Here is a 23,780-nt window from a genome sequence, read left to right as displayed (position 1 = left end):
GCTATGTTAAATCGAGAGCTCGAAGTCACCCTCAACCTGGCCTTCAAGGAGGCCCGCGCGAAACGTCATGAATTCATGACCGTGGAGCACCTCCTGCTGGCTCTTCTGGACAACGAAGCAGCAGCCAGCGTGCTGCGCGCCTGCGGTGCCAGCCTGGACAAGCTGCGCAGTGACCTGCAGGAATTCATCGACTCCACTACACCGCTAATCCCTCAGCACGATGAAGAGCGCGAAACCCAGCCGACGCTGGGCTTCCAGCGCGTGCTGCAGCGTGCGGTATTCCACGTGCAGAGCTCCGGCAAGCGCGAAGTCACCGGTGCCAACGTGCTGGTGGCGATCTTCAGCGAACAGGAAAGCCAGGCCGTGTTCCTGCTCAAGCAGCAGAGCGTGGCCCGTATCGACGTGGTCAATTTCATCGCCCATGGCATTTCCAAGGTACCCGGGCAGGGCGCCTCGCCCGAAGCCGATCCGGAAATGCAGGACGAAGAGGGCGGCGAGTCCTCTTCCTCGAGCAACCCGCTGGACGCCTACGCCAGCAACCTTAACGAGCTGGCGCGCCAGGGCCGCATCGACCCGCTGGTCGGTCGCGAGCACGAGGTCGAGCGCGTTGCGCAGATCCTCGCCCGCCGTCGCAAGAACAACCCGCTGCTGGTCGGCGAGGCTGGCGTCGGCAAAACCGCCATCGCCGAAGGCCTGGCCAAGCGCATCGTCGACAATCAGGTGCCCGACCTGCTGGCTGACAGCGTCGTCTACTCGCTGGATCTCGGCGCGCTTCTGGCCGGCACCAAGTACCGCGGCGACTTCGAGAAGCGCCTCAAGGCACTGCTCACCGAGCTGCGCAAGCGCCCGCAAGCCATCCTGTTCATCGACGAAATTCACACCATCATCGGTGCCGGCGCGGCGTCGGGCGGCGTGATGGATGCCTCGAACCTGCTCAAGCCGGCCCTGTCTTCCGGCGAGATTCGCTGCATCGGCTCGACGACCTTCCAGGAATTTCGTGGCATCTTCGAGAAGGATCGCGCGCTGGCGCGGCGCTTCCAGAAGGTCGATGTGGTGGAGCCGTCGGTGGAGGACACCATTGGCATCCTCAAGGGCCTCAAGGGGCGCTTCGAGCAGCACCACGACATCGAGTACAGTGATGAAGCGCTGCGCGCAGCCGCGGAGCTGGCCTCGCGCTACATCAATGACCGTCATATGCCCGACAAGGCCATCGACGTGATCGACGAAGCAGGTGCTTTCCAGCGCCTGCAGCCGCAGGAGAAGCGCGTCAAGCGCATCGACGTGCCGCAGGTCGAGGACATCGTGGCCAAGATCGCGCGTATTCCGCCGAAGCACGTTTCGAGCTCCGACAAGGAATTGCTGCGCAACCTGGAGCGCGACCTCAAGCTGACCGTATTCGGCCAGGACGCCGCCATCGATTCGCTGGCCACCGCCATCAAGCTGTCGCGGGCTGGCCTCAAGGCACCGGACAAACCGGTCGGCTCGTTCCTGTTCGCCGGCCCCACCGGCGTCGGCAAGACCGAGGCGGCTCGCCAGCTGTCCAAGGCGCTGGGCGTGGAGCTGGTGCGCTTCGACATGTCCGAGTACATGGAGCGGCACACCGTGTCGCGCCTGATCGGCGCGCCACCCGGCTACGTCGGTTTCGACCAGGGCGGCTTGCTGACCGAAGCGATCACCAAGCAGCCCCATTGCGTACTGCTGCTCGATGAGATCGAGAAGGCGCACCCGGAAGTCTTCAACCTGCTGCTGCAGGTCATGGACCACGGCACGCTGACCGACAACAACGGCCGCAAGGCGGACTTCCGCAACGTGATCCTGATCATGACCACCAACGCCGGCGCGGAAACCGCCTCCCGGGCCTCGATCGGCTTCAGCTACCAGGATCACTCGTCCGATGCCATGGAAGTGATCAAGAAGAGCTTCACGCCGGAGTTCCGCAACCGTCTGGATACCATCATCCAGTTCGGCCGTCTCAGTCACGACACGATCAAGAGCATCGTCGACAAGTTTCTCATCGAGCTGCAGGCGCAGCTCGAGGACAAGCGCGTCATGCTCGAGGTCAGCGATGCCGCGCGCGACTGGCTGGCCGAGCAGGGTTACGACGTGCAGATGGGCGCGCGGCCGATGGCTCGCCTGATCCAGGATCGCATCAAGCGTCCGCTGGCCGAAGAGATTCTCTTCGGGGAGCTTTCCGAGCACGGCGGCACGGTGCACGTGAATCTGGAAAACGGCGAACTGACGTTCGACTTCGAGACTACCGCAGAAATGGCCTGAGGGCTGACGGAGCGCTCGTTGCGCTCCGCCTCCCCAGGCAAGCAACCAATAAAAAGCCCGGCAACGATGCCGGGCTTTTTATTGGGTCGCTGGAGCAGAGCAGTGAATCGTGCTCTTGCCCTGTTAGCGAGCGCGATAGGTGATGCGCCCCTTGCTCAGGTCGTACGGGGTCAGCTCTACGCGAACCTTGTCACCCGTCAGAATGCGGATGTAATTCTTGCGCATCTTTCCGGAGATGTGCGCGGTAACGACGTGCCCGTTTTCCAACTCCACGCGAAACATGGTGTTGGGCAGGGTGTCGACGACAGTGCCTTCCATTTCGAAGCTGTCTTCTTTCGACATGCAGTAAAGCCCTCGGTATCCAGAGAATGGCCCGGCGCAACTGGCCCCAGGCAAAAGCGGCAGGTATTGTGCCTGAAAACGAGGGTTGACGCCAAGGGGCTGCCTCTGTTTCAGCAGCGAAAGGCCAGGAAAACCGTTGATTTCAAGTCAGCGCGACCCAGCGCTGATTGACGAAGAGCTCGATGGGGCGGTACTGGGTCTTGTAGTTCATCTTCCTGCAGTTCCTGATCCAGTAGCCAAGATATACGGCCTGCAGGTTCAGACGCAGCGCTTCGCCGATTTGCCAGAGAATGGCGTAGCGACCCAGGCTGCGGCGCTCTTCGTCCGGGTCGTAGAAGGTGTAGACCGCCGACAGACCATTGGGCAATACGTCGGTCACGGCGATGGCGAGCAACCGGCCCTGTTCGCGAAATTCGAAGAAGCAGGAGAACGACAGGTCGCGCACCAGGAACGTGGAGAACTGCTCGCGGCTGGGTGGATACATGTCGCCGTCGGCATGGCGCTGCTCGATGTAGCGCGCATAGAGTTGATAATATTCTTCGTTGAAACAAGGCCTTACCGCACGAACCTCAAGCGACTCATTACGTTTGAGGATGCGCCGCTGCTGCCGATTGGGAGTAAAGCGGGCAGCCGGAATCCGCGCCGGCACGCAGGCCGTGCAGCGCTGACAATGCGGGCGATAGAGATGATCGCCGCTACGCCGGAAACCCAGCTCGGAGAGCTCGGCATACATGTCCGCGTCCATCGGCTGGCTGGGGTCGAGAAACAGCGTGGTGGCCTGTTCCTCGAGCAGGTAGCTGCAGGGATGGGGTTGCGTGGCGTAGAACTTCAGGCGAGCCAGCTCAGTCATGATCGACTCCCGGGAATGGCCTGGAATCAGTGTATGCCAGTGCCGGGCTGCGAGCCAGAACGGCGCTCGTCACCGGTCGCCAGCGCCGTGCCAGTCGGCCAGGCTGGGTTGATCCAGAAAACGCTCCAGATAACCGGCGAACGCCTGGCGACTGATCGCGCGTGCGCCGAGGCTGTGCAGGTGCTGGGTCGGCATCTGGCAGTCGATCAGTTCGAACTGCCAGGCCTGGAGTTGCTCGACCAACCTGGCGAAACCGACCTTGGAAGCGTTGTCGGCCCGGCTGAACATCGACTCGCCGAAGAACAGCCTGCCCATGGCCAGCCCGTAAAGCCCGCCGACCAGTTGCCGGTCCTGCCAGACCTCGACGCTATGCGCCACACCGCGCTCGTGCAGCTCGACATAGGCCTGTTGCATGGGCGTGGTGATCCAGGTGCCGCCCGCGTGGTCGCGGGGCGCCGCGCAGGCGCGTATGACATCGGCGAACGCCTGGTCGAAGGTCACCTGAAAATGACCTTGGCGGATGACCTTGCGCAGGCTGCGCGACACATGCAATTCGCTGGGGAACAGCACGGTGCGCGGGTCGGGTGACCACCACAGCAGCGGCTGGCCGTCCTGATACCAGGGGAAGCAGCCGTGCCGATAGGCGGCGATCAGCCGCTCGGCGCACAGGTCGCCACCAGCGGCCAGCAGGCCGTTGGGTTCGCGCAGCGCCTTGTCGAGCGGCGGAAAGGTCAGGGAGTCGCGTTGCAACCAGGTAAGCATGGGCGAGACCGCAGCGGGGGAGGGCGGGAGTCAGCCCGCCCGGAGCCTCAGTTGTCGTCGAGGAACTTCTCGACGTCCAGGGCGGCCATACAGCCCGCGCCGGCCGAGGTGATGGCCTGGCGGTAGACGTGATCGGCCACGTCGCCGGCGGCGAACACGCCTTCGATGCTGGTGGCCGTGGCATTGCCTTCGCTGCCGCCCTTGATCAGCAGGTAGCCGTCATGCATTTCCAGCTGGCCCTGGAACAGGTCGGTATTGGGCTTGTGGCCGATGGCGATGAACACGCCAGCCAGTGGCAGGTCGCTGGTGGTACCGTCCTGGGTGCTGCGCAGGCGCGCGCCGGTCACGCCAGTGGCATCGCCCAGCACTTCTTCCAGGGTGTGGTTCCAGTGCAGCTTGATATTGCTGTTGGCCGCCTTGTCGAAGATCTTGTCCTGCAGGATCTTCTCCGAGCGCAGCTTGTCGCGGCGATGCACCAGGTGCACTTCCTTGGCGATGTTGGACAGGTACAGCGCTTCTTCCACGGCGGTGTTGCCGCCGCCGATGACCGCCACCACCTGGTTGCGATAGAAGAAGCCGTCGCAGGTCGCGCAGGCGGACACGCCCTTGCCGGCGTACGCTTCTTCGGAGGGCAAGCCCAGGTACTGCGCCGAAGCGCCGGTGGCGATGATCAGCGCATCGCAGGTGTAGGTGCCGCTGTCACCCTTGAGGGTGAACGGACAGCTCTGCAACTCGGCGGTGTGGATGTGGTCGTAGATGATCTCGGTTTCGAAGCGCTCCGCGTGTTTCTGCATGCGCTCCATCAGCCCTGGTCCCGTCAACCCCTCCACGTCACCCGGCCAATTGTCGACCTCGGTGGTGGTGGTCAGCTGACCGCCAGGCTGAATGCCGGTGATGATGACGGGCTTCAGATTGGCACGAGCGGCGTATACGGCGGCGCTGTAACCGGCCGGCCCGGAGCCCAGGATAATCAGGCGGGAATGCTTGACTTCGCTCATAAAAACACCTCATAAGCCTTTGTCACAAAAGAGAATGCATGCTCAAATTGAGCCGCACGGACGAATAGTGGCCGCTATGCTACACCGAAGCACGGGACAAGCGGGAGCCAGCGGGGCGATTGGTTCCCCAACGCACCGGCGGCATGCCGTACAATGGCGGCGTTTCGTCCTCCACCGATCATTCGGCGCGCTAGCAGCGCAGGAACAGATGCGTTTTGAAGAACTCTAGCTCTACAGCACCGGCGCCGGCCTGGCGTCAGCAATTGCCATATCGCCTCAAAGAGGGCGCCCTGATCGCTCTCGGAGCGCTGTGTCTCTACGTGTGGATGGCGCTGCTCACCTACGATCCGGCCGACCCGGGCTGGACGCACACCAGCAACGTCGAGCAGGTGCACAACGCAGCGGGGCGCGCCGGCGCCTGGTTCGCCGATGTATTGTTCATGGCCCTAGGCTATTTCGCCTACCTGTTTCCGCTGCTGCTGGGCATCAAGGCCCTGCAGGTGTTTCGCGCGCGCCACGAGCCGTGGCATTGGAGCGGCTGGCTGTTCTCCTGGCGGCTGATCGGCCTGGTGTTCCTGGTGCTTTCCGGCGCGGCGCTGGCCTACATTCATTTCCACAGCGGCGCCAACATGCCGGCCTCGGCCGGCGGCGCGCTGGGTGAGAGCCTCGGGCAACTGACCGTTTCCGCGCTCAACGTGCAGGGCAGCACGCTGCTGTTTATCGCCCTGTTCCTGTTCGGCCTGACCGTGTTCACCGACCTGTCCTGGTTCAAGGTCATGGACCTGACCGGCAAGATCACCCTCGACCTGCTGGAGCTGGTGCAGAGCGTGGTCAACCGCTGGTGGAGTGCGCGCCAGGATCGCAAGCAACTGGTCGCCCAGCTGCGCGAGGTGGACGAGCGCGTGCACGACGTCGCCGCCCCGGTGGTCAAGGACCGCCGCGAACAGGCCAAGGTCAAGGAACGTCTGATCGAGCGCGAAGAGTCGCTCAACAAGCACATGACCGAGCGCGAGAGTCGCCCGGCACCGGTGATTTCCGCACCGGCGGCGCCCAAGGCGCCGGAGCCGAGCAAGCGCGTGCAGAAGGAGAAGCAGGTGCCGCTGTTCGTCGACAGCGCCGTGGAAGGCACCTTGCCGCCCATTTCCCTGCTTGACCCGGCCGAGGCCAAGAAGGTCGAGTACTCGCCCGAGTCCCTGGCGGGCGTCGGCCATCTGCTGGAAATCAAGCTCAAGGAGTTCGGCGTCGAGGTCACGGTGGATTCGATCCATCCGGGCCCGGTGATCACCCGCTACGAAATCCAGCCAGCGGCCGGTGTCAAGGTCAGCCGCATCTCCAACCTGGCCAAGGACCTGGCGCGTTCGCTGGCGGTAACCAGCGTGCGCGTCGTGGAAGTGATTCCCGGCAAGACCACCGTAGGTATCGAAATTCCCAACGAGAACCGCCAGATCGTGCGCTTCTCCGAAGTGCTGTCCACCCCGGAATACGACGACGCTAAGTCGCCGGTGGCCCTGGCCCTGGGCCACGACATCGGCGGCAAGCCGGTGATCACCGACCTGGCGAAGATGCCGCACCTGCTGGTGGCCGGTACCACCGGTTCCGGTAAGTCGGTGGGCGTCAACGCGATGATCCTGTCGATCCTGTTCAAGTCGAGCCCGGAAGACGCGCGGCTGATCATGATCGACCCGAAGATGCTCGAGCTTTCGATCTACGAGGGCATTCCACACTTGCTGTGCCCGGTGGTCACCGACATGAAGGAGGCGGCCAACGCTCTGCGCTGGAGCGTGGCGGAGATGGAGCGCCGCTACAAGCTGATGTCGAAGATGGGCGTGCGCAACCTGGCCGGTTTCAACCGCAAGGTCAAGGACGCCATCGAGGCCGGCGAGCCGCTGGCCGACCCGCTGTATCGCCGCGAGAGCATGGAAGACGAAGCACCGCTGCTCAAGCCGCTGCCGACCATCGTGGTGGTGGTCGACGAATTCGCCGACATGATGATGATCGTCGGCAAGAAGGTCGAAGAGCTGATCGCCCGTATCGCCCAGAAGGCGCGTGCGGCTGGTATCCACCTGATTCTCGCCACCCAGCGCCCGTCGGTGGACGTGATCACCGGCCTGATCAAGGCCAACATCCCGACCCGTATGGCGTTCCAGGTATCGAGCAAGATCGACTCGCGCACCATCATCGACCAGGGCGGCGCCGAGCAGCTGCTCGGCCACGGCGACATGCTCTACATGCCGCCGGGCACCAGCCTGCCGATCCGCGTGCATGGTGCTTTCGTGTCCGATGACGAAGTGCACCGCGTGGTGGAGGCCTGGAAACTGCGCGGCGCACCGGATTACAACGAAGACATCCTCGCCGGCGCCGAAGAAGGCGGCGGCGGTGGCTTCGACGGCGGCAGCGGCGGCGAGGGCGGTGAAGACAGCGAGAGTGATCCTTTGTACGACGAAGCGGTCAACTTCGTACTGGAGAGCCGCCGCGCCTCGATCTCTTCGGTGCAGCGCAAACTGAAGATCGGCTACAACCGCGCTGCTCGCATGATCGAAGCCATGGAAATGGCCGGCGTCGTCACCCCGATGAACACCAACGGCTCGCGCGAGGTCATCGCACCTGGTTCGAGCCGCGATTAACTCCGACAGAGGATTCACATGCGCCTGATTCGCCTGATGCTGCTTGCCGTTCTCACCACGGCCAGCCTGTTCGCCCACGCTGACGACGAGGCGGCGGTCACACGCCTGACCGAGCTGCTCAACCAGGCGCAGACCATCACCGCACGCTTTTCCCAGCTGTCGCTCGACGGCAGCGGCACCCAGCTGCAGGAAACCGCCGGCGAGCTGGCACTCAAGCGGCCGGGCCAGTTCCGCTGGCACACCGACGAGCCTATGGAACAGTTGCTGGTTTCCGACGGCAAGCAGGTCTGGCTGTACGATCCGGACCTGGAGCAGGTCACCATTCAGTCCCTCGACCAGCGCCTGACCCACACGCCGGCGCTGCTGCTGTCCGGCGACGTGTCGCAGATTCGCGAAAACTTCGAGATCACCTTCAAGGAAGGTGGCAACGTGGTGGATTTCATCCTCAAGCCGAAGTCCAAGGACACCCTGTTCGACAGCCTGCGTCTGTCCTTTCGCAACGGCGTGCTGAACGACATGCAACTGATCGACAGCATCGGCCAGCGCACCAACATCCTGTTCATGAGCGTGAAGATGAACCAGCCTCTGGATGACAAGCAGTTCAGCTTCGAAATCCCCGAGGGTGCGGACGTCATCCAAGAGTAGGTCGTCGTGGATCTGTTTCGCAGCGCACCCGTCGCCCAGCCCCTGGCCGCCCGTTTGCGGGCGACCACGCTGGACGAATATGTCGGCCAGGAGCATCTGCTGGCCCGCGGCAAACCGCTGCGCGAAGCCTTGGAGCAGGGCGCCCTGCACTCGATGATCTTCTGGGGCCCGCCCGGGGTCGGCAAGACCACCCTGGCGCGCCTGCTGGCCCAGGTCACCGATGCGCATTTCGAGACCATTTCCGCGGTGCTGTCCGGGGTCAAGGAAATCCGCCAGGCCGTCGAGGTCGCCCAGCAGCATGCTGCCCAGTATGGCCGTCGTACCATCCTGTTCGTCGACGAAGTGCATCGCTTCAACAAGTCCCAGCAGGACGCGTTTCTTCCCTATGTCGAAGACGGCACGCTGATCTTCATCGGCGCGACCACCGAAAACCCGTCCTTCGAGCTCAACAACGCCTTGTTGTCCCGTGCCCGCGTCTATGTGCTCAAGAGCCTCGACGACGCTGCGCTGCGCAAGCTGGTCGGCCGTGCCCTGAACGAGGCCAAAGGGCTTGGCGAACGCCGCCTGACGCTGCCGGAAGAAAGCTTCGAGATTCTCAAGAGTGCCGCGGACGGCGACGGCCGGCGGTTTCTCAATTTTCTCGAGAACGCGGCTGACCTGGCCGAGGACGGCGGTGAGATCAGCACCGAGCTGCTGCTCGATCTGCTTGGCGACACGCGGCGGCGTTTCGACAAGGGTGGCGAAGCGTTCTACGACCAGATCTCCGCGCTGCACAAATCGATTCGCGGCTCCAGCCCGGACGGTGCGCTGTACTGGTTCGCACGCATGCTCGACGGCGGCTGCGACCCGCTGTACATCGCCCGCCGCGTGGTGCGCATGGCCAGCGAGGATATCGGCAACGCCGACCCGCGCGCTCTGACCCTGTGCCTGAACGCCTGGGACGTGCAGGAACGTCTGGGTAGTCCCGAGGGCGAGCTGGCCGTGGCCCAGGCCATCGTCTACCTGGCCTGTGCGCCGAAGAGCAACGCTGTGTACATGGCCTTCAAGGCCGCCAAGCGTGATATCGCCGAGAATGGCTCGCGAGAGGTGCCGCTGCACCTGCGCAACGCACCGACCAAGCTGATGAAGGAGCTCGGCTACGGCGACGAATACCGCTACGCCCACGATGAGCCCGACGCCTACGCGGCCGGCGAATACTACTTCCCGGAAGACCTCGAACCTAGGCGCTATTACGAGCCGGTGCCGCGCGGCCTGGAACTGAAAATTCGCGACAAGCTGGCCCATCTGGCCAACCAGGATGCCAACAGCCCCCGGCAGCGGAGAAAGCCATGATCACGACCATCGTCGCGGTAGCCGTCGGCGGTGCCCTGGGCACCCTGGCGCGGTTTTTCACCGGCAACTGGGTCAATGCCAACTGGCCACAGCATTTTTATGGCGCGACCTTGATCGTCAACCTCGTCGGTTGCCTGCTGATCGGGGTACTCTACGGCCTGTTCCTGATGCGCCCCGAGGTGCCGCTGCCCGTTCGGGCAGGGCTGATCGTCGGCGTGCTGGGCGGTTTCACCACATTTTCTTCGTTTTCCCTGGACACCCTGCGCCTGCTTGAAGGCAGCCAGGCGCCACTGGCCCTGGCCTATGTGGCAGTGAGTGTCCTGGGCGGCCTGCTCGCCACCTGGGCAGGCCTTTCGTTAACCAAACTCTGATCGACGAGAACCTGAAATGCTCGATTCCAAACTGGTGCGCAGCCAACTGCACGATATTGCCCAGCGTCTGGCCACCCGTGGCTATGAACTGGACGTGACCCGCGTCGAAGCCCTCGAGGCGCAGCGCAAGTCCGTTCAGACCCGCACCGAGCAACTGCAGGCCGAGCGCAACAGTCGATCCAAGTCCATTGGCCAGGCCAAACAGCGCGGTGAAGACATCGCGCCACTGCTGGCCGATGTCGACCGCATGGGCAACGAGCTGGAAGCGGGCAAGCGCGAACTGGACGGCATCCAGGTCGAGCTCGACAACCTGCTGCTGAGTATCCCCAATCTGCCGCACGAGTCGGTGCCGGTGGGCGCCGATGAAGACGACAACGTCGAGGTGCGTCGCTGGGGTACCCCGCGTGCCTTCGATTTCGCCGTGCAGGATCATGTCAGCCTCGGCGAGCAGCACGGCTGGCTGGATTTCGAAACCGCCGCCAAGCTGTCCGGCGCGCGCTTCGCTCTGCTGCGTGGGCCGATCGCCCGTCTGCACCGCGCCCTGGCGCAGTTCATGATCAACCTGCACACTGCCGAACACGGTTACGAGGAAGCCTACACGCCTTACCTGGTGCAGGCGCCCGCGCTGCAGGGCACCGGCCAGCTGCCGAAGTTCGAGGAAGACCTGTTCAAGATCAGCCGCGAAGGCGAAGCCGACTTCTACCTGATCCCGACCGCCGAAGTGTCGCTGACCAATATCGTCGCCGGCGAGATCGTCGAGGCCAAGCAACTGCCGTTGAAGTTCGTCGCCCATACGCCGTGCTTCCGCAGCGAGGCCGGTGCATCGGGCCGTGACACCCGCGGGATGATTCGCCAGCACCAGTTCGACAAGGTCGAGATGGTTCACGTGGTCGAGCCGGGCAAGTCTTTCGAAGCACTGGAAGAGCTGACCGGCCACGCCGAGAAAGTGTTGCAGCTGCTCGAGCTGCCGTACCGCGTTCTCGCGCTGTGCACCGGCGACATGGGCTTCAGCGCGACCAAGACCTACGACCTGGAAGTCTGGGTGCCGAGCCAGGACAAGTACCGCGAAATCTCCTCGTGCTCCAACTGTGGCGACTTCCAGGCACGCCGCATGCAGGCCCGTTATCGCAACCCGGAAACCGGCAAGCCCGAGCTGCTGCACACCCTCAACGGCTCCGGCCTGGCGGTGGGCCGTACCCTGGTGGCCGTGCTGGAGAACTACCAGCAGGCCGACGGCACCATCCGCGTACCGGAGGTGCTGAAGCCGTACATGGGTGGCATCGAAGTCATCTGAAGCGGGCTTGCGAGAAGGCTTGGGCGCTCTACTGAGCCAACGGTGGACCAATAGAGCGCCGGCTACGCGCCCGATCCACCGTACCGATCAGGCCCCGAGCGTTGTCTCGGGGCCGCCATTTTTTACCGTCGCTGCCGTGGGCGACTGAAGCAGGCCTTGTTATGGACTTCCTCCCCCTGTTCCACAAACTGCAGAACCGCCGCGTGCTGGTAGTAGGCGGTGGCGAAATCGCCTTGCGCAAGGCGCGGCTGCTGGCCGATGCCGGCGGTACATTACGGGTGGTGTCGCCCGACGTGGTCAGCGAATTGCGCGAACTGGTCGAGCAAGGAGCAGGGCAGTTGCTGCTGCGTCGCTACGAGGCGGGCGACCTGCAAGGCGTGTCGCTGGTCATCGCGGCGACCGACGACGTGCCGCTCAATGCGCAGATATCCGAGCAGACCCAGGCCCTCGGCATTCCGGTCAACGTGGTCGATGCGCCAGCGCTGTGCAGCGTGATCTTCCCAGCCATCGTCGACCGTTCGCCGCTGATCGTCGCGGTCAGCAGCGGTGGCGACGCGCCGGTGCTGGCACGCCTGATTCGCGCCAAGATCGAGACCTGGATCCCGGCAACCTATGGCCAGTTGGCCGGGTTGGCGAAAATCTTCCGAGCCCAGGTCAAAAGCCTGTTCCCCGACGTACAGCAGCGCCGCGTATTCTGGGAAGACGTATTCCAGGGCCCGGTGGCCGAGAGTGCATTCGCCGGCAAGCTCAGTGAAGCCCGCCGTCTGCTCGAAGACAAGATCAACGGCGCGGCGCCCCAGGCGCTGGGCGAGGTGTACCTGGTCGGCGCTGGCCCCGGCGATCCCGATCTGTTGACCTTCCGCGCGTTGCGCCTGATGCAGCAGGCCGACGTGGTGCTCTACGACCGTCTGGTCGCCCCGGCCATCGTCGAGCTGTGCCGCCGTGATGCCGAGCGCATCTACGTGGGCAAGCGCCGCGCCGATCACGCCGTGCCCCAGGAGCAGATTAACGGGCGCCTGATCGATCTGGCCAAGGCCGGCAAGCGTGTGTTGCGCCTCAAGGGCGGCGACCCGTTCATCTTCGGCCGTGGCGGCGAGGAGATCGAGCAACTGGCGGCCCACGGCATTCCTTTTCAGGTGGTGCCGGGCATCACCGCGGCCAGCGGCTGTTCGGCTTACGCCGGCATCCCCCTGACGCATCGCGATCATGCCCAGTCGGTACGTTTCGTCACCGGGCACTTGAAGGACGGTAGCGCCGATCTGCCGTGGCAGGAGCTGGTGGCTTCCAGCCAGACCCTGGTGTTCTACATGGGCCTGGTCGGCCTGCCGACCATCTGCCAGCAACTGGTCGCCCACGGTCGCGCTGCCAGCACACCGGCGGCGCTGATCCAGCAGGGCACCACGGAAAACCAGCGGGTATTCACCGGCACCCTGGCCAACTTGCCGGACCTGGTAGCACGGCATGAAGTGCACGCCCCGACTCTGGTGATCGTCGGGGAAGTGGTGTTGTTGAGGGAGAAACTGGCCTGGTTCGAAGGGGCGCAGCACGCCTGAACCTGGGGGCAAAAACAATGAGGCCCGCATGACGCGGGCCTCTTTCGTTCGAATGCCGATCAATCGTGGCGCTTGCGGTTCACTACCTGAGCCGCCTTGATCACGTCGCTGCCGATCTCCGCCTCGAACTGTTGCCATACCGGCTGCATCGCATCGCGCCAGGCCTGGCGCTGTTCCGGGGTAAGGCTGATGATCTGACTCTTGCCGGAGGCTTCGATGCGGCGGCGATCGGCCTGGTTGGCTTCTTCGGCCTGGCGGTTCACCGCATAGGTGACTTCGTCGATGATCGCTTCCAGCTCGGTGCGGATCTGGTGAGGGATGGCGTACCAGAAGCGCGCGTTGCTGATCAGCATGTAGTCGAGCACGCCGTGGTTGGTTTCGGTGATGAACGGCTGAACCTCGTGCAGGCGCTGGCTGTAGAGGTTCGACCAGGGGTTTTCAGCGCCCTGTACCTGACCGCTCTGCAGGCCCTTGTAGACCTCGGCGAAGGGCATCTTCACCGCGGTCGCACCCAGCTGGGCGAACTGGGCATCGAGCACCTTGGAATTCTGGATGCGGAAGTTCAGGCCGGCGGCGTCGCCTGGCAGGCGCAGGGCCTTGGTCGCCGACATCTGCTTCATGCCGTTGTGCCAATAGGCCAGGCCAACGATGTTCTGATCTTCCATCGAGCGCAGCAGCTGACGCCCCTTGGCGCGCTTCTGGAAGCGATTGACGGCCTCCAGGTCATCGAATATGAAAGGCAGGTCGAACACCTGCAACTGCTTGGTGTACTGGTCGAACTTGGCCAGCGACGGCGCGAGCATCTGCACCTCGTTGTTGCGCAGGGCCTCGAGCTCGTTGGCATCGCCATACAGTGACGAATTGGGAAACACCTCGACCCGCACCTTGCCTTCCAGACGCTGATCGACCAGGCGTTGGAACATCAGGGCGCCCTGGCCCTTGGGCGTGTCGTCCGCCACCACATGGGAAAGTTTGATTACCAGCGTGCTTTCCTGGGCAACGGCGGCGTAGGAGGTGAGTGTCAGGGCACAGACGGCCGCGACAGCGATCTTTTTCAGCATGTGGATGACCTTATTCTTGTCGACTGTTTTCACGGTCGGACGCCGGTTGGCATTAGCGCCCGTAGGAACCGCTTAGGATTGTAGGCGAAGTCTACTGCAATCATGGCGCCATATATGTGACAGCCGTCCTGGCTGCGGCAAAATGCCAGCTTGCGCCGGATCAGCCGCCGCGGGCGTTCTTCGCGGCGATCCACTGGGACATGTACTGGGTGCTCTTGTGCTGGTGGTGACGCAGCATGGCGCCCACGAAGTTCAGCTGGCGATGCTGCTCGCGCGTCTCCAGTAACTGCTCCAGCCGGGCGAGCAGTTCGGCGCCGAGCCGCGGGCGATCGAAGCGCTGCTGTAGTAGCGGCGCGATGTAGCTACGCGCTTGCGACCACGTCGCCGGGTCTTCATGAAGCTGCACGGCCGCCTCGGCAAAGGCCTGGGCCTCATCGCTCACGTGCCCCGGCCAGGGCAGCTCGCCGTGCATGCCTTCGCTGCCGATACGGGTGGTCACGCTGGGGGTACCGCAGGCCATGGCATCGGCCAGCTTGCCCTTGATACCCGCACCGAAGCGCAGAGGCGCCAGGCAGACCCGGGCCTGGGCCATCACCCGATGCGCGTCGTCCACCCAGCCCAGCACGTGAAAGCCCTGCCTGGGGTTGTGCAGCGCCGTGGCCTTGGGCGGTGGGTAGGCGCCATGGACGTGCAACTGCGCCTGGGGCAAGCGTGCACGAATCAATGGCCAAAGGGTATGCTTGAGCCACAACACGGCGTCCCAGTTGGGCGCATGGCGGAAATTGCCGATGCTCAGGAAATGCGCACGTTCGGCAAAGGGCAGGTCGGCCAGCACAGGCGGGATCAGCATCAGCGCGCAGTCGTGCAAGAGGCACGCCGGCACGCCGAACTGCGCCTGCAGCAATTGCATCTCGAACGCGGAAATCATCAGCGTCAGGTCGCAGCGGTAGATCGACGCCACTTCGCGCTGGGCCATGTCGCCGGTCGCCATGGCCGCGTACAGCTGCTGCGGGGATGCCTGTACGGGCCCGACCTGCTGCCGCTGAGTTTCGTTGTCGCAGGTCTGCTGGCTGGCCTTGAGCAAAGCGTGGCGGGCGTCGCGCAGACAATGCAGGTCACTGGTGTCGAGCACCCGCAGCGCCGTAGGCCAGGCGCGTTCCACCCGCCAGCCGAACTGCTCCTCGGTGAAGAAACGGTCGAACAGCACCAGGTCCGGTTGGTGGCTGGCGACATAGCGATCGAAGCTGTCGCAGTTCAGGGCGACGGCGACCTCCTCGATCGCAAGCGTGGCCAGGTCGGCACGATGGCTGGACAACGCCGCGGCGCTGGCGAAGGTGACCTGCCAGCCCTGGGAGCGAAACACCCCGAGCAGTTCCAGCATGCGGCTGCCAGCGGCAGACGAACGCGGCTCCGGCCACACGTAGCCGAGCACCAGTACCTTGCGCATAAGGGCTCAGCGCGTGCCGCGAATGCTGCGCCACAGAGTGACCAGCACCAGCACGAACAGCGCGGCGATGCTTGCCAGCGTCCACGCGGTGAACGGCACGCCAAGAATCTTGTAATCGTTCATGCCGCACACGCCGCCGCTCATGAACACGCCAGGCCAGTATTCGTGCAAGGGCAACTGCTGGTAGTAGAACGGGAAGGGTGAGCAACTGCTGCTTTCCATGATGCCCAGTTCGATCAGCGTGACGTGGGCGTTGTCGATCAGCGCCATACCGCTGGCGGCGAGCAGCAGCGGCCACAGCAGTACCGCCAGCCAGGTCTGGCGGGCTGCCGAGGCGGCGCTCAGCAGCAAGGCGATGACGGCGGTCAGGCATAGCCACAGGCGAATCTGCACGCACAGGGTGCAGGGTTCCCAGCCGAATACATGCTGGGCAATCAGGGCGCCGGCGAGCATCAGGACGCTGGCCAGGGCGATCAGCAGCAACAGCGGGGCGGGGCGGGACATGCAATTCTCCAGGGGCGAGGGCCTACGGCGACAAGGTGCCGTTTGTACCGGAAGGCAGCGTGCCGGGCAATCGAGGATTGCGATGAAATCCATCATTTTTGCGGGCCTGGATACGATCGCGCTCAGTGACGATGGGTATTTTCTTTGGGAATGGGCCATGCCGGTGATTTCGCGCCCATGGACTGGGCGTCCCTGCGCGCTCCCACATGGGCAGCGGTCGACTCGGACCCTGAGCACAAAAAATCCCCACGCAGAGGGGCATCTGCGTGGGGCAACAGGGGCCGACAAGCGGCCGGGAGGGAAAGGGTATTCAGGAGGCCGGCTGCCAACCGCCACCCAGGGCCTTGTAGATGGCGACGATGCCCTGATACAGCTCGACCTCGGCCTGGGCCTGGCTGTCTTCGGCGGCCAGGCGTTCGCGTTCGGCGTCGAGCAGCACGAGGAAATCAGCGCTGCCTTCGCGGTACTGCAGGGCGGCCTGGGCTGCGGCGGCGCGGCTGGCCTCGGACTGGCGCACCAGCGACAGCAGACGCTGCTGGCGTTTGCCGTAGTCGCTGAAGGCGTTCTCCGATTCCTCCAGGGCCAGCAGCACCTGCTGCTCGTAACTCGCCAGGGCGCCGTCGGCATCCGCTTCGGCGCCGCGCAGGCGGGCCCTGACGCTGCCAAGGTCGAACGCGGCCCAGCTGATGGTTGGCGCCACGCCCCAGGCGCGCGCTGCCGAGGAGCCGAGCTGCGAGCCGCGGCCGGCGGTAAAGCCGAGGAAGCCGGACAGGCTGACCCGCGGGAACAGATCCGCCGTGGCCACGCCGACCTGGGCGGTAGCCGCCGCCAGCTCGCGTTCGGCGGCGCGCACGTCCGGCCGGCGACGCAGCAGCTCGCCCGGGTCACCGATCGGCAGTGCCTTGGCAATGGCCGGCAGCGGGCGCGGCGCCAAGTCCACGCTGAGTTGCTCCGGGCGTTGGCCGAGCAGGGTGGCAATGCGGTTGCGCGCCCGCACCTGCTGCGCCTGCAGTTGCGGCAGCGTCGCTTCGGTGGCCGCCAGGCGGGCGTCGGAGCGCAGCACGTCCAGCTCGCTGCCCATACCGACTTCGCGGCGACGTTCGATGATGTCCCGAGACGACTGCTGGTTCTGCAGATCGGAGCGGGCGATGCCTTCGCGCAACTGCGCTCCACGCAAGGTGCCGTAGGCGTCGACCAGTTCGGCGATCAGGCTGACCTGCAGCTGCTGATAGTCGGCCTGGGCCACTTCGATCTGCGCCTCGCTGGCTTCCAGCTGCCGCTGGATGCGACCGAACAGATCGAGCTCCCAGGCCATGTCCAGGCCCAGGTCATAACGCTCGGCATTGACCCGCTGCTCGGTCACGCCGGGCTGCTGGGCCTTGCCGATTTCGCTGCTGGCCCGGCTGGTCACGGTGGGCAGACGGTCGTTGGCGACGTCGTCGCGAATCGACCGGGCAGCGCGCAGCCGGGCGTAGGCCACGCGCAGCTCGCGGTTGTTCTGCAGCGACTGATCGACCAGTTGATTCAGGGTCGGGTCGTCGAATTGTTGCCACCACTGCGCTTCGAAGCGGGCGGTGTCATAGCGGCCCTGGGCCGCTTGCGCCGACACCGAGGTGGCATCCTGCGGCGCCTGGTAGTCCGGGCCGACCGCGCAGGCGCTGATGGCCAGCGCCAGGGCTGAGATCAGCAGCGTGCGTGGCACCAAGTGAGTCATCGAATTCATGCCTGGGCCTCCTGCAGACGGGCCTGTTGTTTGCGCGCCTGGCGTTTTTCCACGAAGGCGCGAATCAGTACGTAGAACACCGGGGTGAGCAGCAGGCCGAAGAAGGTCACGCCGAGCATGCCGCTGAATACCGCGACGCCCATGGCATGGCGCATTTCCGCGCCGGCGCCGCTGGACAGCACCAGCGGGACCACGCCCATGATGAAGGCGAAGCTGGTCATCAGGATCGGCCGCAGACGCAGGCGGCAGGCTTCCAGCACCGCGGCGACGCGATCCAGGCCGTGCTCCTGCTGTTCCTTGGCGAACTCGACGATCAGGATCGCGTTCTTGCATGCCAGGCCAACCAATACGATCAGGCCGATCTGGGTGAAGATGTTGTTGTCGCCGCCGGACAGGATCACCCCGGTAATGGCCGACAGCAGCACCGTCGGCACGATCAGGATCACCGCCAGCGGCAGGCTCCAGCTCTCGTATTGGGCGGCCAGCACCAGGAAGGCCAGCAGCACGCAGAGCGGGAACACGAACAGTGCGGTGTTGCCGGCGAGAATCTGCTGGTAGGTCAGCTCGGTCCACTCGTAGCTCATGCCGTTGGGCAGTTCTTCCTTGAGCAGCTTGGCCATCGCCGCTTCGGCCTGGCCGGAGCTGTAGCCCGGTGCTGCGGCGCCGTTGATCTCGGCGGTGATGAAGCCGTTGTAGTGCATCACCCGGTCGGGGCCGGAGGTGTCGCTGACCTTGACGAAGGTCGACAACGGGATCATCTCGCCACGGTTGTTGCGCACCTTCAGTTGGCCGATCTGCTCGGCGTCCAGGCGGAAGCGCTGATCGGCCTGCACGTTGACCTGGTAGGTACGGCCAAAACGGTTGAAGTCGTTGGCGTACAGCGAACCGAGGTAGACCTGCATGGTGTCGAAGATGTCATCGATGGCTACGCCGTGGGTCTTGGCCTTCTCACGATCGAGGTTGGCTTCCACCTGGGGCACGTTGACCTGATAGCTGGTGAACAACCCGACCAGCTCCGGCACGTTCTGGCTCTTGGCGATGATGTTCTGGGTCTGCTTGTACAGCTCTTCGTACCCCAGGCTGCCACGGTCCTGCAGCTGCACGCGGAAGCCGCCAATGGTGCCCAGGCCCATCACCGGCGGTGGCGGGAAGATGGCGATGTAGGCTTCCTGAATGCTGGAGAACTGGCCGTTGAGGTCGGCGGCAATCGCGTTGGCGCTCAGCGAGGCGTCCTTGCGCTGGTCGAAGTTCTTCAGGGTGACGAAGACAATGCCGCTGTTCGGGCTGTTGGTGAAGCCGTTGATCGACAGCCCCGGGAACGCCACGGTGTTTTCCACGCCTGGGTGCTTGGCGGCGATGTCCGACATGCGCTTGATCACCGCTTCGCTGCGGTCCAGGCTGGCGGCGTCCGGCAACTGAGCGAAGGCCACCAGGTACTGCTTGTCCTGAGGCGGTACGAAGCCGGTCGGGGTGCTGGAAAAGCCCATATAGGTCAGCCCCATGAGGCCCGCGTAGACGATCAGGGCGATGCCGCTACCGCGCACCACCCGGCGCACGGCGCCGACGTAACCATGGCTGGCCCGCTCGAACACGCGGTTGAAGGGGTTGAACAGCCAGCGCCCAAACAGGCGGTCGAGCACTACCGAGAAGCGGTCCTTGGGCTCGTGATGACCTTTGAGCAATACGGCGGCCAAGGCCGGCGACAGGGTCAGCGAGTTGAAGGCGGAGATCACCGTGGAGATGGCGATGGTCAGCGCGAACTGCTGGTAGAACTGCCCGGTGAGGCCGGAGATGAAGGCGGTCGGCACGAACACGGCGCAGAGCACCAGGGCGGTGGCGACGATCGGCCCGGTGACTTCCTTCATGGCCTGACGGGTCGCCTCCAACGGCGTCTTGCCGAGGCCGATGTTGCGTTCGACGTTCTCCACCACGACGATGGCGTCATCCACCACGATGCCGATGGCCAGTACCAGGCCGAACAGCGACAGGGCGTTGAGCGAGAAACCGAACATGTGCATGACCGCGAAGGTGCCGATCAGCGACACCGGCACGGCGGCCAGGGGGATGATCGAGGCGCGCCAGGTCTGCAGGAACAGGATCACCACCAGCACCACCAGCACGATGGCTTCGAGCAGGGTGTGCACCACCGCCTCGATGGACTCGCGCACGAAGATGGTCGGGTCGTAGACGATTTCGTAATCCACGCCTTCCGGGAAGCTCTGCTTGAGTTCGGCCATGCGCTCGCGCACCGCTTCGGAAATGGCGATGGCGTTGGAACCCGGGCGCTGGAAGATCGGCATGGCCACGGCGGGCTTGTTGTTGAGCAGCGAACGCAGGGCATATTGCTTGGAGCCCAGTTCGATGCGGGCGATGTCCTTGAGGCGGGTGATCTCGCCGTTCTCGCCGGCGCGCACCACGATGTTCTCGAACTCTTCCTCGCTGACCAGCCGGCCCTGGGTATTGATCGACAGCTGGAAGCTGTTGTCGCTGGCAGCCGGTGGCGCCCCCAGGGAGCCGGCCGCTACCTGGCGGTTCTGCTCGCGAATGGCATTGACCACATCGGTGGCGGTCAGCCCACGGGAGGCGACCTTGTCCGGGTCCAGCCACACGCGCATCGAGTAGTCACCAAGGCCGAACAGCTGCACGTCGCCGACGCCATCGAGACGAGCCAGCTCGTCCTTGATGTTCAACGAGGCGTAGTTGGACAGGTAGAGCATGTCGTAGGCGTCGTTGGGCGAGGTCAGGTGCACGACCATGGTCATGTCCGACGAGGCCTTGTCGACCGTCACGCCGAGGCGCTGCACTTCGGTAGGCAGCGTCGGCATGGTGCGGGTGACGCGGTTCTGCACCTGCACCTGGGCGGTATCCAGGTTGGTGCCCAGGGCGAAGGTGATGGTCAGCGTCATGCGCCCGTCATTGGTCGCCTGGGACGACATGTAGAGCATGCCCTCGACGCCGACGATGGCCTGTTCGAGCGGCGAGGCCACGGTTTCGCCGATCACCTTGGGGTTGGCGCCGGGGAAGTCGGCACGCACCACCACGGTGGGCGGCACCACTTCCGGGTATTCGCTGATCGGCAGCTGGAACAGCGAGATGGCGCCGCCGATCAGGATGATCAGCGAGAGCACGGCGGCGAAGATCGGCCGCTGGATGAAGAACTGCGAGAAGTTCATCGTTAATGTCCTTTTGATGCGGGCACAGCCCAGCCTGCCCATGCCATGGGCGGCGCGAGCAGGTTCTCGGGTAGGAAGTGGGAGAGGGCGTGGCCCGGTGTTACTTGAGGCTGACCTTCAGGGATTGGTCATTGCGCGCCGAGGCCACGGCCTTGCGCTGCTTTTCCAGCGTCGCCAGGGTTTTCTCGTCGGCCATCGGTACGCTCTGCGGGTCCACGGTGCTGCCCGGTATCGCACGCTGCAGGCCGTTGACCACCACGCGGTCGCCCTTGGCCAGACCACTGCGGACGATGCGCAGCCCCTCGAGCTTGGGCCCCAGCTCCACGGAGCGATAGGCCACGGTGTTGTTGTCAGCGAGCACCAGCACGAACTTCTTGCCCAGGTCGGTACCGACGGCGACGTCCTGGATCAGCATGGCGTCGTAGGTGTCGCTGCCCACCAGTTTCAGGCGCGCATACAGGCCCGGGGTGAAGGTGCCGTCACGGTTGTCGAACACGGCGCGGCCGCGGATGGTGCCGGTGCGCGGGTTGACCTGGTTGTCGAGAAAGTCCAGCTGGCCCAGATGCGGGTTGCCGGCCTCATTAGACAGACCCAGGTACACCGGGCTCTTGCCACGGCTGTCATGGCCGGCCTTGCGAGCCAGCTCGGTGTACTTGAGGAAGGCGCGCTCGTCGGCGTCGAAGTAGGCGTACACCTTGTCGGTGGACACCAGCGAGGTGAGCAGCGATTCGCTGGCGGTCACCAGGTTGCCGGCGGTCACTTCGGCACGGCTGACGCGGCCATCGATGGGCGCGGTGACGCGGGTGAAACTGAGGTTCAGGCGGGCGTTGTCGAGTTCGGCCTGGATGCCGGCCACGGCGGCCTGGGCTTCCTGCGCCGCGCTCTTGCGAGCATCGGCCAGCTCGGTGGAAATCGCATTGCCTTCACGCAGGCGCTCGCCACGCTGGGCTTCGCTGCTGGCCCGCACCTGGTTGGAGCGGGCTTGTTGCAGCTGGGCCTCGAGGCGTTTGACCTCGGCCTGGAACGGGCGCGGGTCGATCTGGAACAGCAGGTCGCCTTTGTTCACCAGTGCGCCTTCGGTGAAGCTCACCTTGTCGATGAAGCCGGACACCCGCGGGCGTATCTGCACCGATTCCGGCGCCTCGAGGCGGCCGGTGAACTCGTCCCACTCGTTGAGGGGCTGTTCGATGACTTCGGCCACGCTGACCTTGGGGGTAGGCATCTGCTGTGCGGTTTCCTGGCTCTTGCCACAGGCGGCCAGCACGAGGGCTGCGGTGAGGGCCAGGGGGAATTGCCAGAGCCTTGGGTTGGACTGTTCCATGATTGCGATCCGCCAAGAAGAGAGGGAAGTGATGGAGGCGGAGTCTGGTCGCTGCAACATCCGGGAACGAATCGAACACCACGAAGATAGATATCATCGAGAATGATGATATTACCCGTTGGAATATAAATAGAGAGCTACCTATCTATTTAATCTAGACCTTCTAGAGGCAGGCGTAAGAATCTGGCCATGATCTTCAAGCTCAGGTTCGTCGACTTCGGCGGCTAAGTGGCGGCCACCGGCTTAGTATTTGTGTGCGGGCCATGCCCGCGAGTAATCACGGGCACGGACTGGGCGTCCCCGCCCGTTTCCACAGATAAAGCAACGATGTCCGCCTCTACCTTGTAGCTGCCGCTCCATGCGCATACAAGACTTTGAACAGGCTCTAAAAGCTATTCCAGACTGTCCGGATCACCGAAAACATTTTGACTGGGTTCTAGGTCAATATTTTTAGGTCGATAACACATTGTTTGCCCCCACTTTTGTCGCCTTTCGCACCGCGTGTGCGGGTGGTCGCGAATGGCAATCTCCGACGGACTTCGTTATTCCTGGTCAGTTAAGTCGTTGGGCCAGGTTGCTGATCAATCGTTAGGCAAGTGCAACTGCACTTCCATGGCGTCATGAAGGAGCCTGACGACCTCGATCACGTCGTCGTTTGCCACACGATAGAACACGGTATGGCGTGGACTTTTGACCGTTCCATGGGTTTGTTTGGCCTGCTGGCGTGAATAGATGAGGTGATAGCTGCGAAGACCCGGTGCTAGCTCATCGCGATCATGGCTACCGATGCGATAAGGCTTGTCGGCAAGCGCTTGCAGCGCCGCGAGGATCAGCGCTTGGTAGCGCTGGCGAGTTTGATCGCCGAACTGCGTCTGCGAGAACCTGAGAATGTCGACAATGTCGGCGCGCGCCGGGTTGGAAATCCGATACTGCGGCATGCTTAGTGCTTCTCGCGCGCGGGGAGGGTTGCCTCCAGGCTCAAGCCCTCGAGGTAATGCTCCAGATCCCCTCCGTTCACCTGAGTGAAGCGCCCTTGCTCAAGATCCATGATGCCGATTGAGGTCGCCTGACGCAGAGCCTCAATTTTGGCGGTGTCTTCGGCGACGCGCTGCTCCAACAAACGTAAACCTTCTCGCATCACTTCGCTGGCATTCTGATAACGGCCGGACTGCACCAAGTCATGGATAATCTGTTCCTGATGAGGGGTGAGCACAACGTTTCGCGTCGCCATGACTAGCTCCAGATCTATGCAAACAGGTACTTTTGATTGTTGGCATATTATGCCATTTTCGCCGGGAGAATAGCTTGGGGCCGACATCCGGCGATGAGGTGATAGCTGACTCGGCGCCAATCAGCAAGGTTCAAAGTCATCTGTCCGTAATAAAGCAACCTATAGATTGATTTGAAGATCGCTATGCCTGAATTGGGTGCTGCGCGATCAATGAAGCGGGGACAATCTTTAATCAAGATGGCGGCACTGGTCGGCAATTTTGAATTTCCGCGCTC

Annotated in this window: 20 protein-coding genes; 7 read left to right on the top strand and 13 right to left on the bottom strand. The window is 63.8% G+C overall.

Features of this window, described 5'->3' with window-relative positions; translation table 11 throughout:
• Nucleotides 1-3 precede the first annotated feature (3 nt).
• Nucleotides 4-2,274, top strand: coding sequence for an ATP-dependent Clp protease ATP-binding subunit ClpA (clpA, locus tag BVH03_RS06305; RefSeq protein WP_075960384.1), 2,271 nt, complete (start codon nucleotides 4-6; stop codon nucleotides 2,272-2,274).
• A gap of 123 nt (nucleotides 2,275-2,397) precedes the next feature.
• Here clpA and infA read toward each other — a convergent pair whose 3' ends face one another.
• From infA to trxB, 4 genes are all read right to left on the bottom strand, one after another.
• The gene (gene infA / locus BVH03_RS06300; protein ID WP_002553999.1) at nucleotides 2,398-2,616 is read right to left on the bottom strand and encodes a translation initiation factor IF-1; all 219 of its coding nucleotides are present in this window, start codon (nucleotides 2,614-2,616) and stop codon (nucleotides 2,398-2,400) included.
• Nucleotides 2,617-2,758: 142 nt separating this feature from the next.
• Nucleotides 2,759-3,466, bottom strand: a complete 708-nt coding sequence (locus BVH03_RS06295) for an arginyltransferase (protein ID WP_075960383.1) — start codon at nucleotides 3,464-3,466, stop codon at nucleotides 2,759-2,761.
• A 69-nt stretch (nucleotides 3,467-3,535) separates the two neighbouring features.
• On the bottom strand, nucleotides 3,536-4,228 hold the full coding sequence (gene aat, locus BVH03_RS06290; protein WP_075960382.1) for a leucyl/phenylalanyl-tRNA--protein transferase: 693 nt from the start codon (nucleotides 4,226-4,228) through the stop codon (nucleotides 3,536-3,538).
• Between the two features lie 47 nt (nucleotides 4,229-4,275).
• Nucleotides 4,276-5,226 carry a thioredoxin-disulfide reductase gene (gene trxB / locus BVH03_RS06285; RefSeq protein ID WP_075960381.1) on the bottom strand — a complete coding sequence of 317 codons (951 nt, stop codon included), beginning with the start codon at nucleotides 5,224-5,226 and terminating at the stop codon, nucleotides 4,276-4,278.
• 215 nt (nucleotides 5,227-5,441) lie between these two features.
• On the opposite strand from trxB, the gene ftsK reads away from it, so the two are divergent.
• From ftsK to cysG, 6 genes are all read left to right on the top strand, one after another.
• Nucleotides 5,442-7,850 (top strand): DNA translocase FtsK, encoded by a 2,409-nt coding sequence (gene ftsK, locus BVH03_RS06280; RefSeq protein ID WP_075960380.1) that lies wholly within the window; start codon nucleotides 5,442-5,444, stop codon nucleotides 7,848-7,850.
• An 18-nt stretch (nucleotides 7,851-7,868) separates the two neighbouring features.
• The gene (gene lolA / locus BVH03_RS06275) at nucleotides 7,869-8,495 is read left to right on the top strand and encodes an outer membrane lipoprotein chaperone LolA (protein ID WP_075960379.1); all 627 of its coding nucleotides are present in this window, start codon (nucleotides 7,869-7,871) and stop codon (nucleotides 8,493-8,495) included.
• Nucleotides 8,496-8,501: 6 nt separating this feature from the next.
• Entirely contained in the window at nucleotides 8,502-9,827 is a 1,326-nt protein-coding gene (locus BVH03_RS06270; RefSeq protein WP_075960378.1) for a replication-associated recombination protein A, read from the top strand.
• The gene (gene crcB, locus BVH03_RS06265; protein ID WP_075930289.1) at nucleotides 9,824-10,198 is read left to right on the top strand and encodes a fluoride efflux transporter CrcB; all 375 of its coding nucleotides are present in this window, start codon (nucleotides 9,824-9,826) and stop codon (nucleotides 10,196-10,198) included. Before BVH03_RS06270 ends, crcB begins: the two co-directional genes overlap by 4 nt.
• 16 nt (nucleotides 10,199-10,214) lie before the next feature.
• The gene (gene serS / locus BVH03_RS06260; protein ID WP_075960377.1) at nucleotides 10,215-11,492 is read left to right on the top strand and encodes a serine--tRNA ligase; all 1,278 of its coding nucleotides are present in this window, start codon (nucleotides 10,215-10,217) and stop codon (nucleotides 11,490-11,492) included.
• Nucleotides 11,493-11,653: 161 nt separating this feature from the next.
• The gene (cysG, locus tag BVH03_RS06255; protein WP_075960376.1) at nucleotides 11,654-13,045 is read left to right on the top strand and encodes a siroheme synthase CysG; all 1,392 of its coding nucleotides are present in this window, start codon (nucleotides 11,654-11,656) and stop codon (nucleotides 13,043-13,045) included.
• A gap of 59 nt (nucleotides 13,046-13,104) precedes the next feature.
• Here the strand turns inward: cysG and BVH03_RS06250 are convergent, their stop codons facing one another.
• From BVH03_RS06250 to BVH03_RS26610, 9 genes are all read right to left on the bottom strand, one after another.
• A complete protein-coding gene (locus BVH03_RS06250) occupies nucleotides 13,105-14,106 on the bottom strand; it encodes a TRAP transporter substrate-binding protein (protein ID WP_075960375.1) in 1,002 nt (333 codons plus the stop codon).
• Between the two features lie 160 nt (nucleotides 14,107-14,266).
• Nucleotides 14,267-15,553 (bottom strand): glycosyltransferase family 4 protein, encoded by a 1,287-nt coding sequence (locus tag BVH03_RS06245; RefSeq protein WP_075960374.1) that lies wholly within the window; start codon nucleotides 15,551-15,553, stop codon nucleotides 14,267-14,269.
• Between the two features lie 6 nt (nucleotides 15,554-15,559).
• A complete protein-coding gene (locus tag BVH03_RS06240; protein ID WP_075960373.1) occupies nucleotides 15,560-16,057 on the bottom strand; it encodes a disulfide bond formation protein B in 498 nt (165 codons plus the stop codon).
• Nucleotides 16,058-16,367: 310 nt separating this feature from the next.
• Nucleotides 16,368-17,771, bottom strand: coding sequence for an efflux transporter outer membrane subunit (locus BVH03_RS06235; protein WP_371915344.1), 1,404 nt, complete (start codon nucleotides 17,769-17,771; stop codon nucleotides 16,368-16,370).
• A 5-nt stretch (nucleotides 17,772-17,776) separates the two neighbouring features.
• Entirely contained in the window at nucleotides 17,777-20,953 is a 3,177-nt protein-coding gene (locus BVH03_RS06230; RefSeq protein ID WP_075960371.1) for an efflux RND transporter permease subunit, read from the bottom strand.
• A gap of 100 nt (nucleotides 20,954-21,053) precedes the next feature.
• On the bottom strand, nucleotides 21,054-22,274 hold the full coding sequence (mexE, locus tag BVH03_RS06225) for a multidrug efflux RND transporter periplasmic adaptor subunit MexE (RefSeq protein WP_075960370.1): 1,221 nt from the start codon (nucleotides 22,272-22,274) through the stop codon (nucleotides 21,054-21,056).
• A 581-nt stretch (nucleotides 22,275-22,855) separates the two neighbouring features.
• Nucleotides 22,856-23,212 carry a type II toxin-antitoxin system RelE/ParE family toxin gene (locus tag BVH03_RS06220; protein ID WP_075960369.1) on the bottom strand — a complete coding sequence of 119 codons (357 nt, stop codon included), beginning with the start codon at nucleotides 23,210-23,212 and terminating at the stop codon, nucleotides 22,856-22,858.
• A 2-nt stretch (nucleotides 23,213-23,214) separates the two neighbouring features.
• Nucleotides 23,215-23,505, bottom strand: a complete 291-nt coding sequence (locus tag BVH03_RS06215) for a type II toxin-antitoxin system ParD family antitoxin (protein ID WP_075960368.1) — start codon at nucleotides 23,503-23,505, stop codon at nucleotides 23,215-23,217.
• Between the two features lie 47 nt (nucleotides 23,506-23,552).
• A partial coding sequence (locus BVH03_RS26610) for a hypothetical protein (RefSeq protein ID WP_218189536.1) occupies nucleotides 23,553-23,780 on the bottom strand: 228 nt, incomplete at its 5' end.

Source organism: Pseudomonas sp. PA15(2017) (assembly GCF_001945395.1).
In the GTDB taxonomy this organism is placed as follows: Bacteria; Pseudomonadota; Gammaproteobacteria; order Pseudomonadales; family Pseudomonadaceae; genus Aquipseudomonas.
The sequence above is the reverse complement of the archived record's forward strand: the minus strand, read 5'-3'. Positions and strand labels throughout refer to the sequence as shown.

Bases quoted from the DNA above. Each gene is read 5' to 3' on its own strand.
- clpA (WP_075960384.1), top strand. From the start codon at position 4: ATGTTAAATCGAGAGCTCGAAGTCACCCTCAACCTGGCCTTCAAGGAG.
- infA (WP_002553999.1), bottom strand. From the start codon at position 2,616: ATGTCGAAAGAAGACAGCTTCGAAATGGAAGGCACTGTCGTCGACACC.
- BVH03_RS06295 (WP_075960383.1), bottom strand. From the start codon at position 3,466: ATGACTGAGCTGGCTCGCCTGAAGTTCTACGCCACGCAACCCCATCCC.
- aat (WP_075960382.1), bottom strand. From the start codon at position 4,228: ATGCTTACCTGGTTGCAACGCGACTCCCTGACCTTTCCGCCGCTCGAC.
- trxB (WP_075960381.1), bottom strand. From the start codon at position 5,226: ATGAGCGAAGTCAAGCATTCCCGCCTGATTATCCTGGGCTCCGGGCCG.
- lolA (WP_075960379.1), top strand. From the start codon at position 7,869: ATGCGCCTGATTCGCCTGATGCTGCTTGCCGTTCTCACCACGGCCAGC.
- crcB (WP_075930289.1), top strand. From the start codon at position 9,824: ATGATCACGACCATCGTCGCGGTAGCCGTCGGCGGTGCCCTGGGCACC.
- serS (WP_075960377.1), top strand. From the start codon at position 10,215: ATGCTCGATTCCAAACTGGTGCGCAGCCAACTGCACGATATTGCCCAG.
- cysG (WP_075960376.1), top strand. From the start codon at position 11,654: ATGGACTTCCTCCCCCTGTTCCACAAACTGCAGAACCGCCGCGTGCTG.
- BVH03_RS06250 (WP_075960375.1), bottom strand. From the start codon at position 14,106: ATGCTGAAAAAGATCGCTGTCGCGGCCGTCTGTGCCCTGACACTCACC.
- BVH03_RS06245 (WP_075960374.1), bottom strand. From the start codon at position 15,553: ATGCGCAAGGTACTGGTGCTCGGCTACGTGTGGCCGGAGCCGCGTTCG.
- BVH03_RS06240 (WP_075960373.1), bottom strand. From the start codon at position 16,057: ATGTCCCGCCCCGCCCCGCTGTTGCTGCTGATCGCCCTGGCCAGCGTC.
- BVH03_RS06235 (WP_371915344.1), bottom strand. From the start codon at position 17,771: ATGACTCACTTGGTGCCACGCACGCTGCTGATCTCAGCCCTGGCGCTG.
- BVH03_RS06230 (WP_075960371.1), bottom strand. From the start codon at position 20,953: ATGAACTTCTCGCAGTTCTTCATCCAGCGGCCGATCTTCGCCGCCGTG.
- mexE (WP_075960370.1), bottom strand. From the start codon at position 22,274: ATGGAACAGTCCAACCCAAGGCTCTGGCAATTCCCCCTGGCCCTCACC.
- BVH03_RS06220 (WP_075960369.1), bottom strand. From the start codon at position 23,212: ATGCCGCAGTATCGGATTTCCAACCCGGCGCGCGCCGACATTGTCGAC.
- BVH03_RS06215 (WP_075960368.1), bottom strand. From the start codon at position 23,505: ATGGCGACGCGAAACGTTGTGCTCACCCCTCATCAGGAACAGATTATC.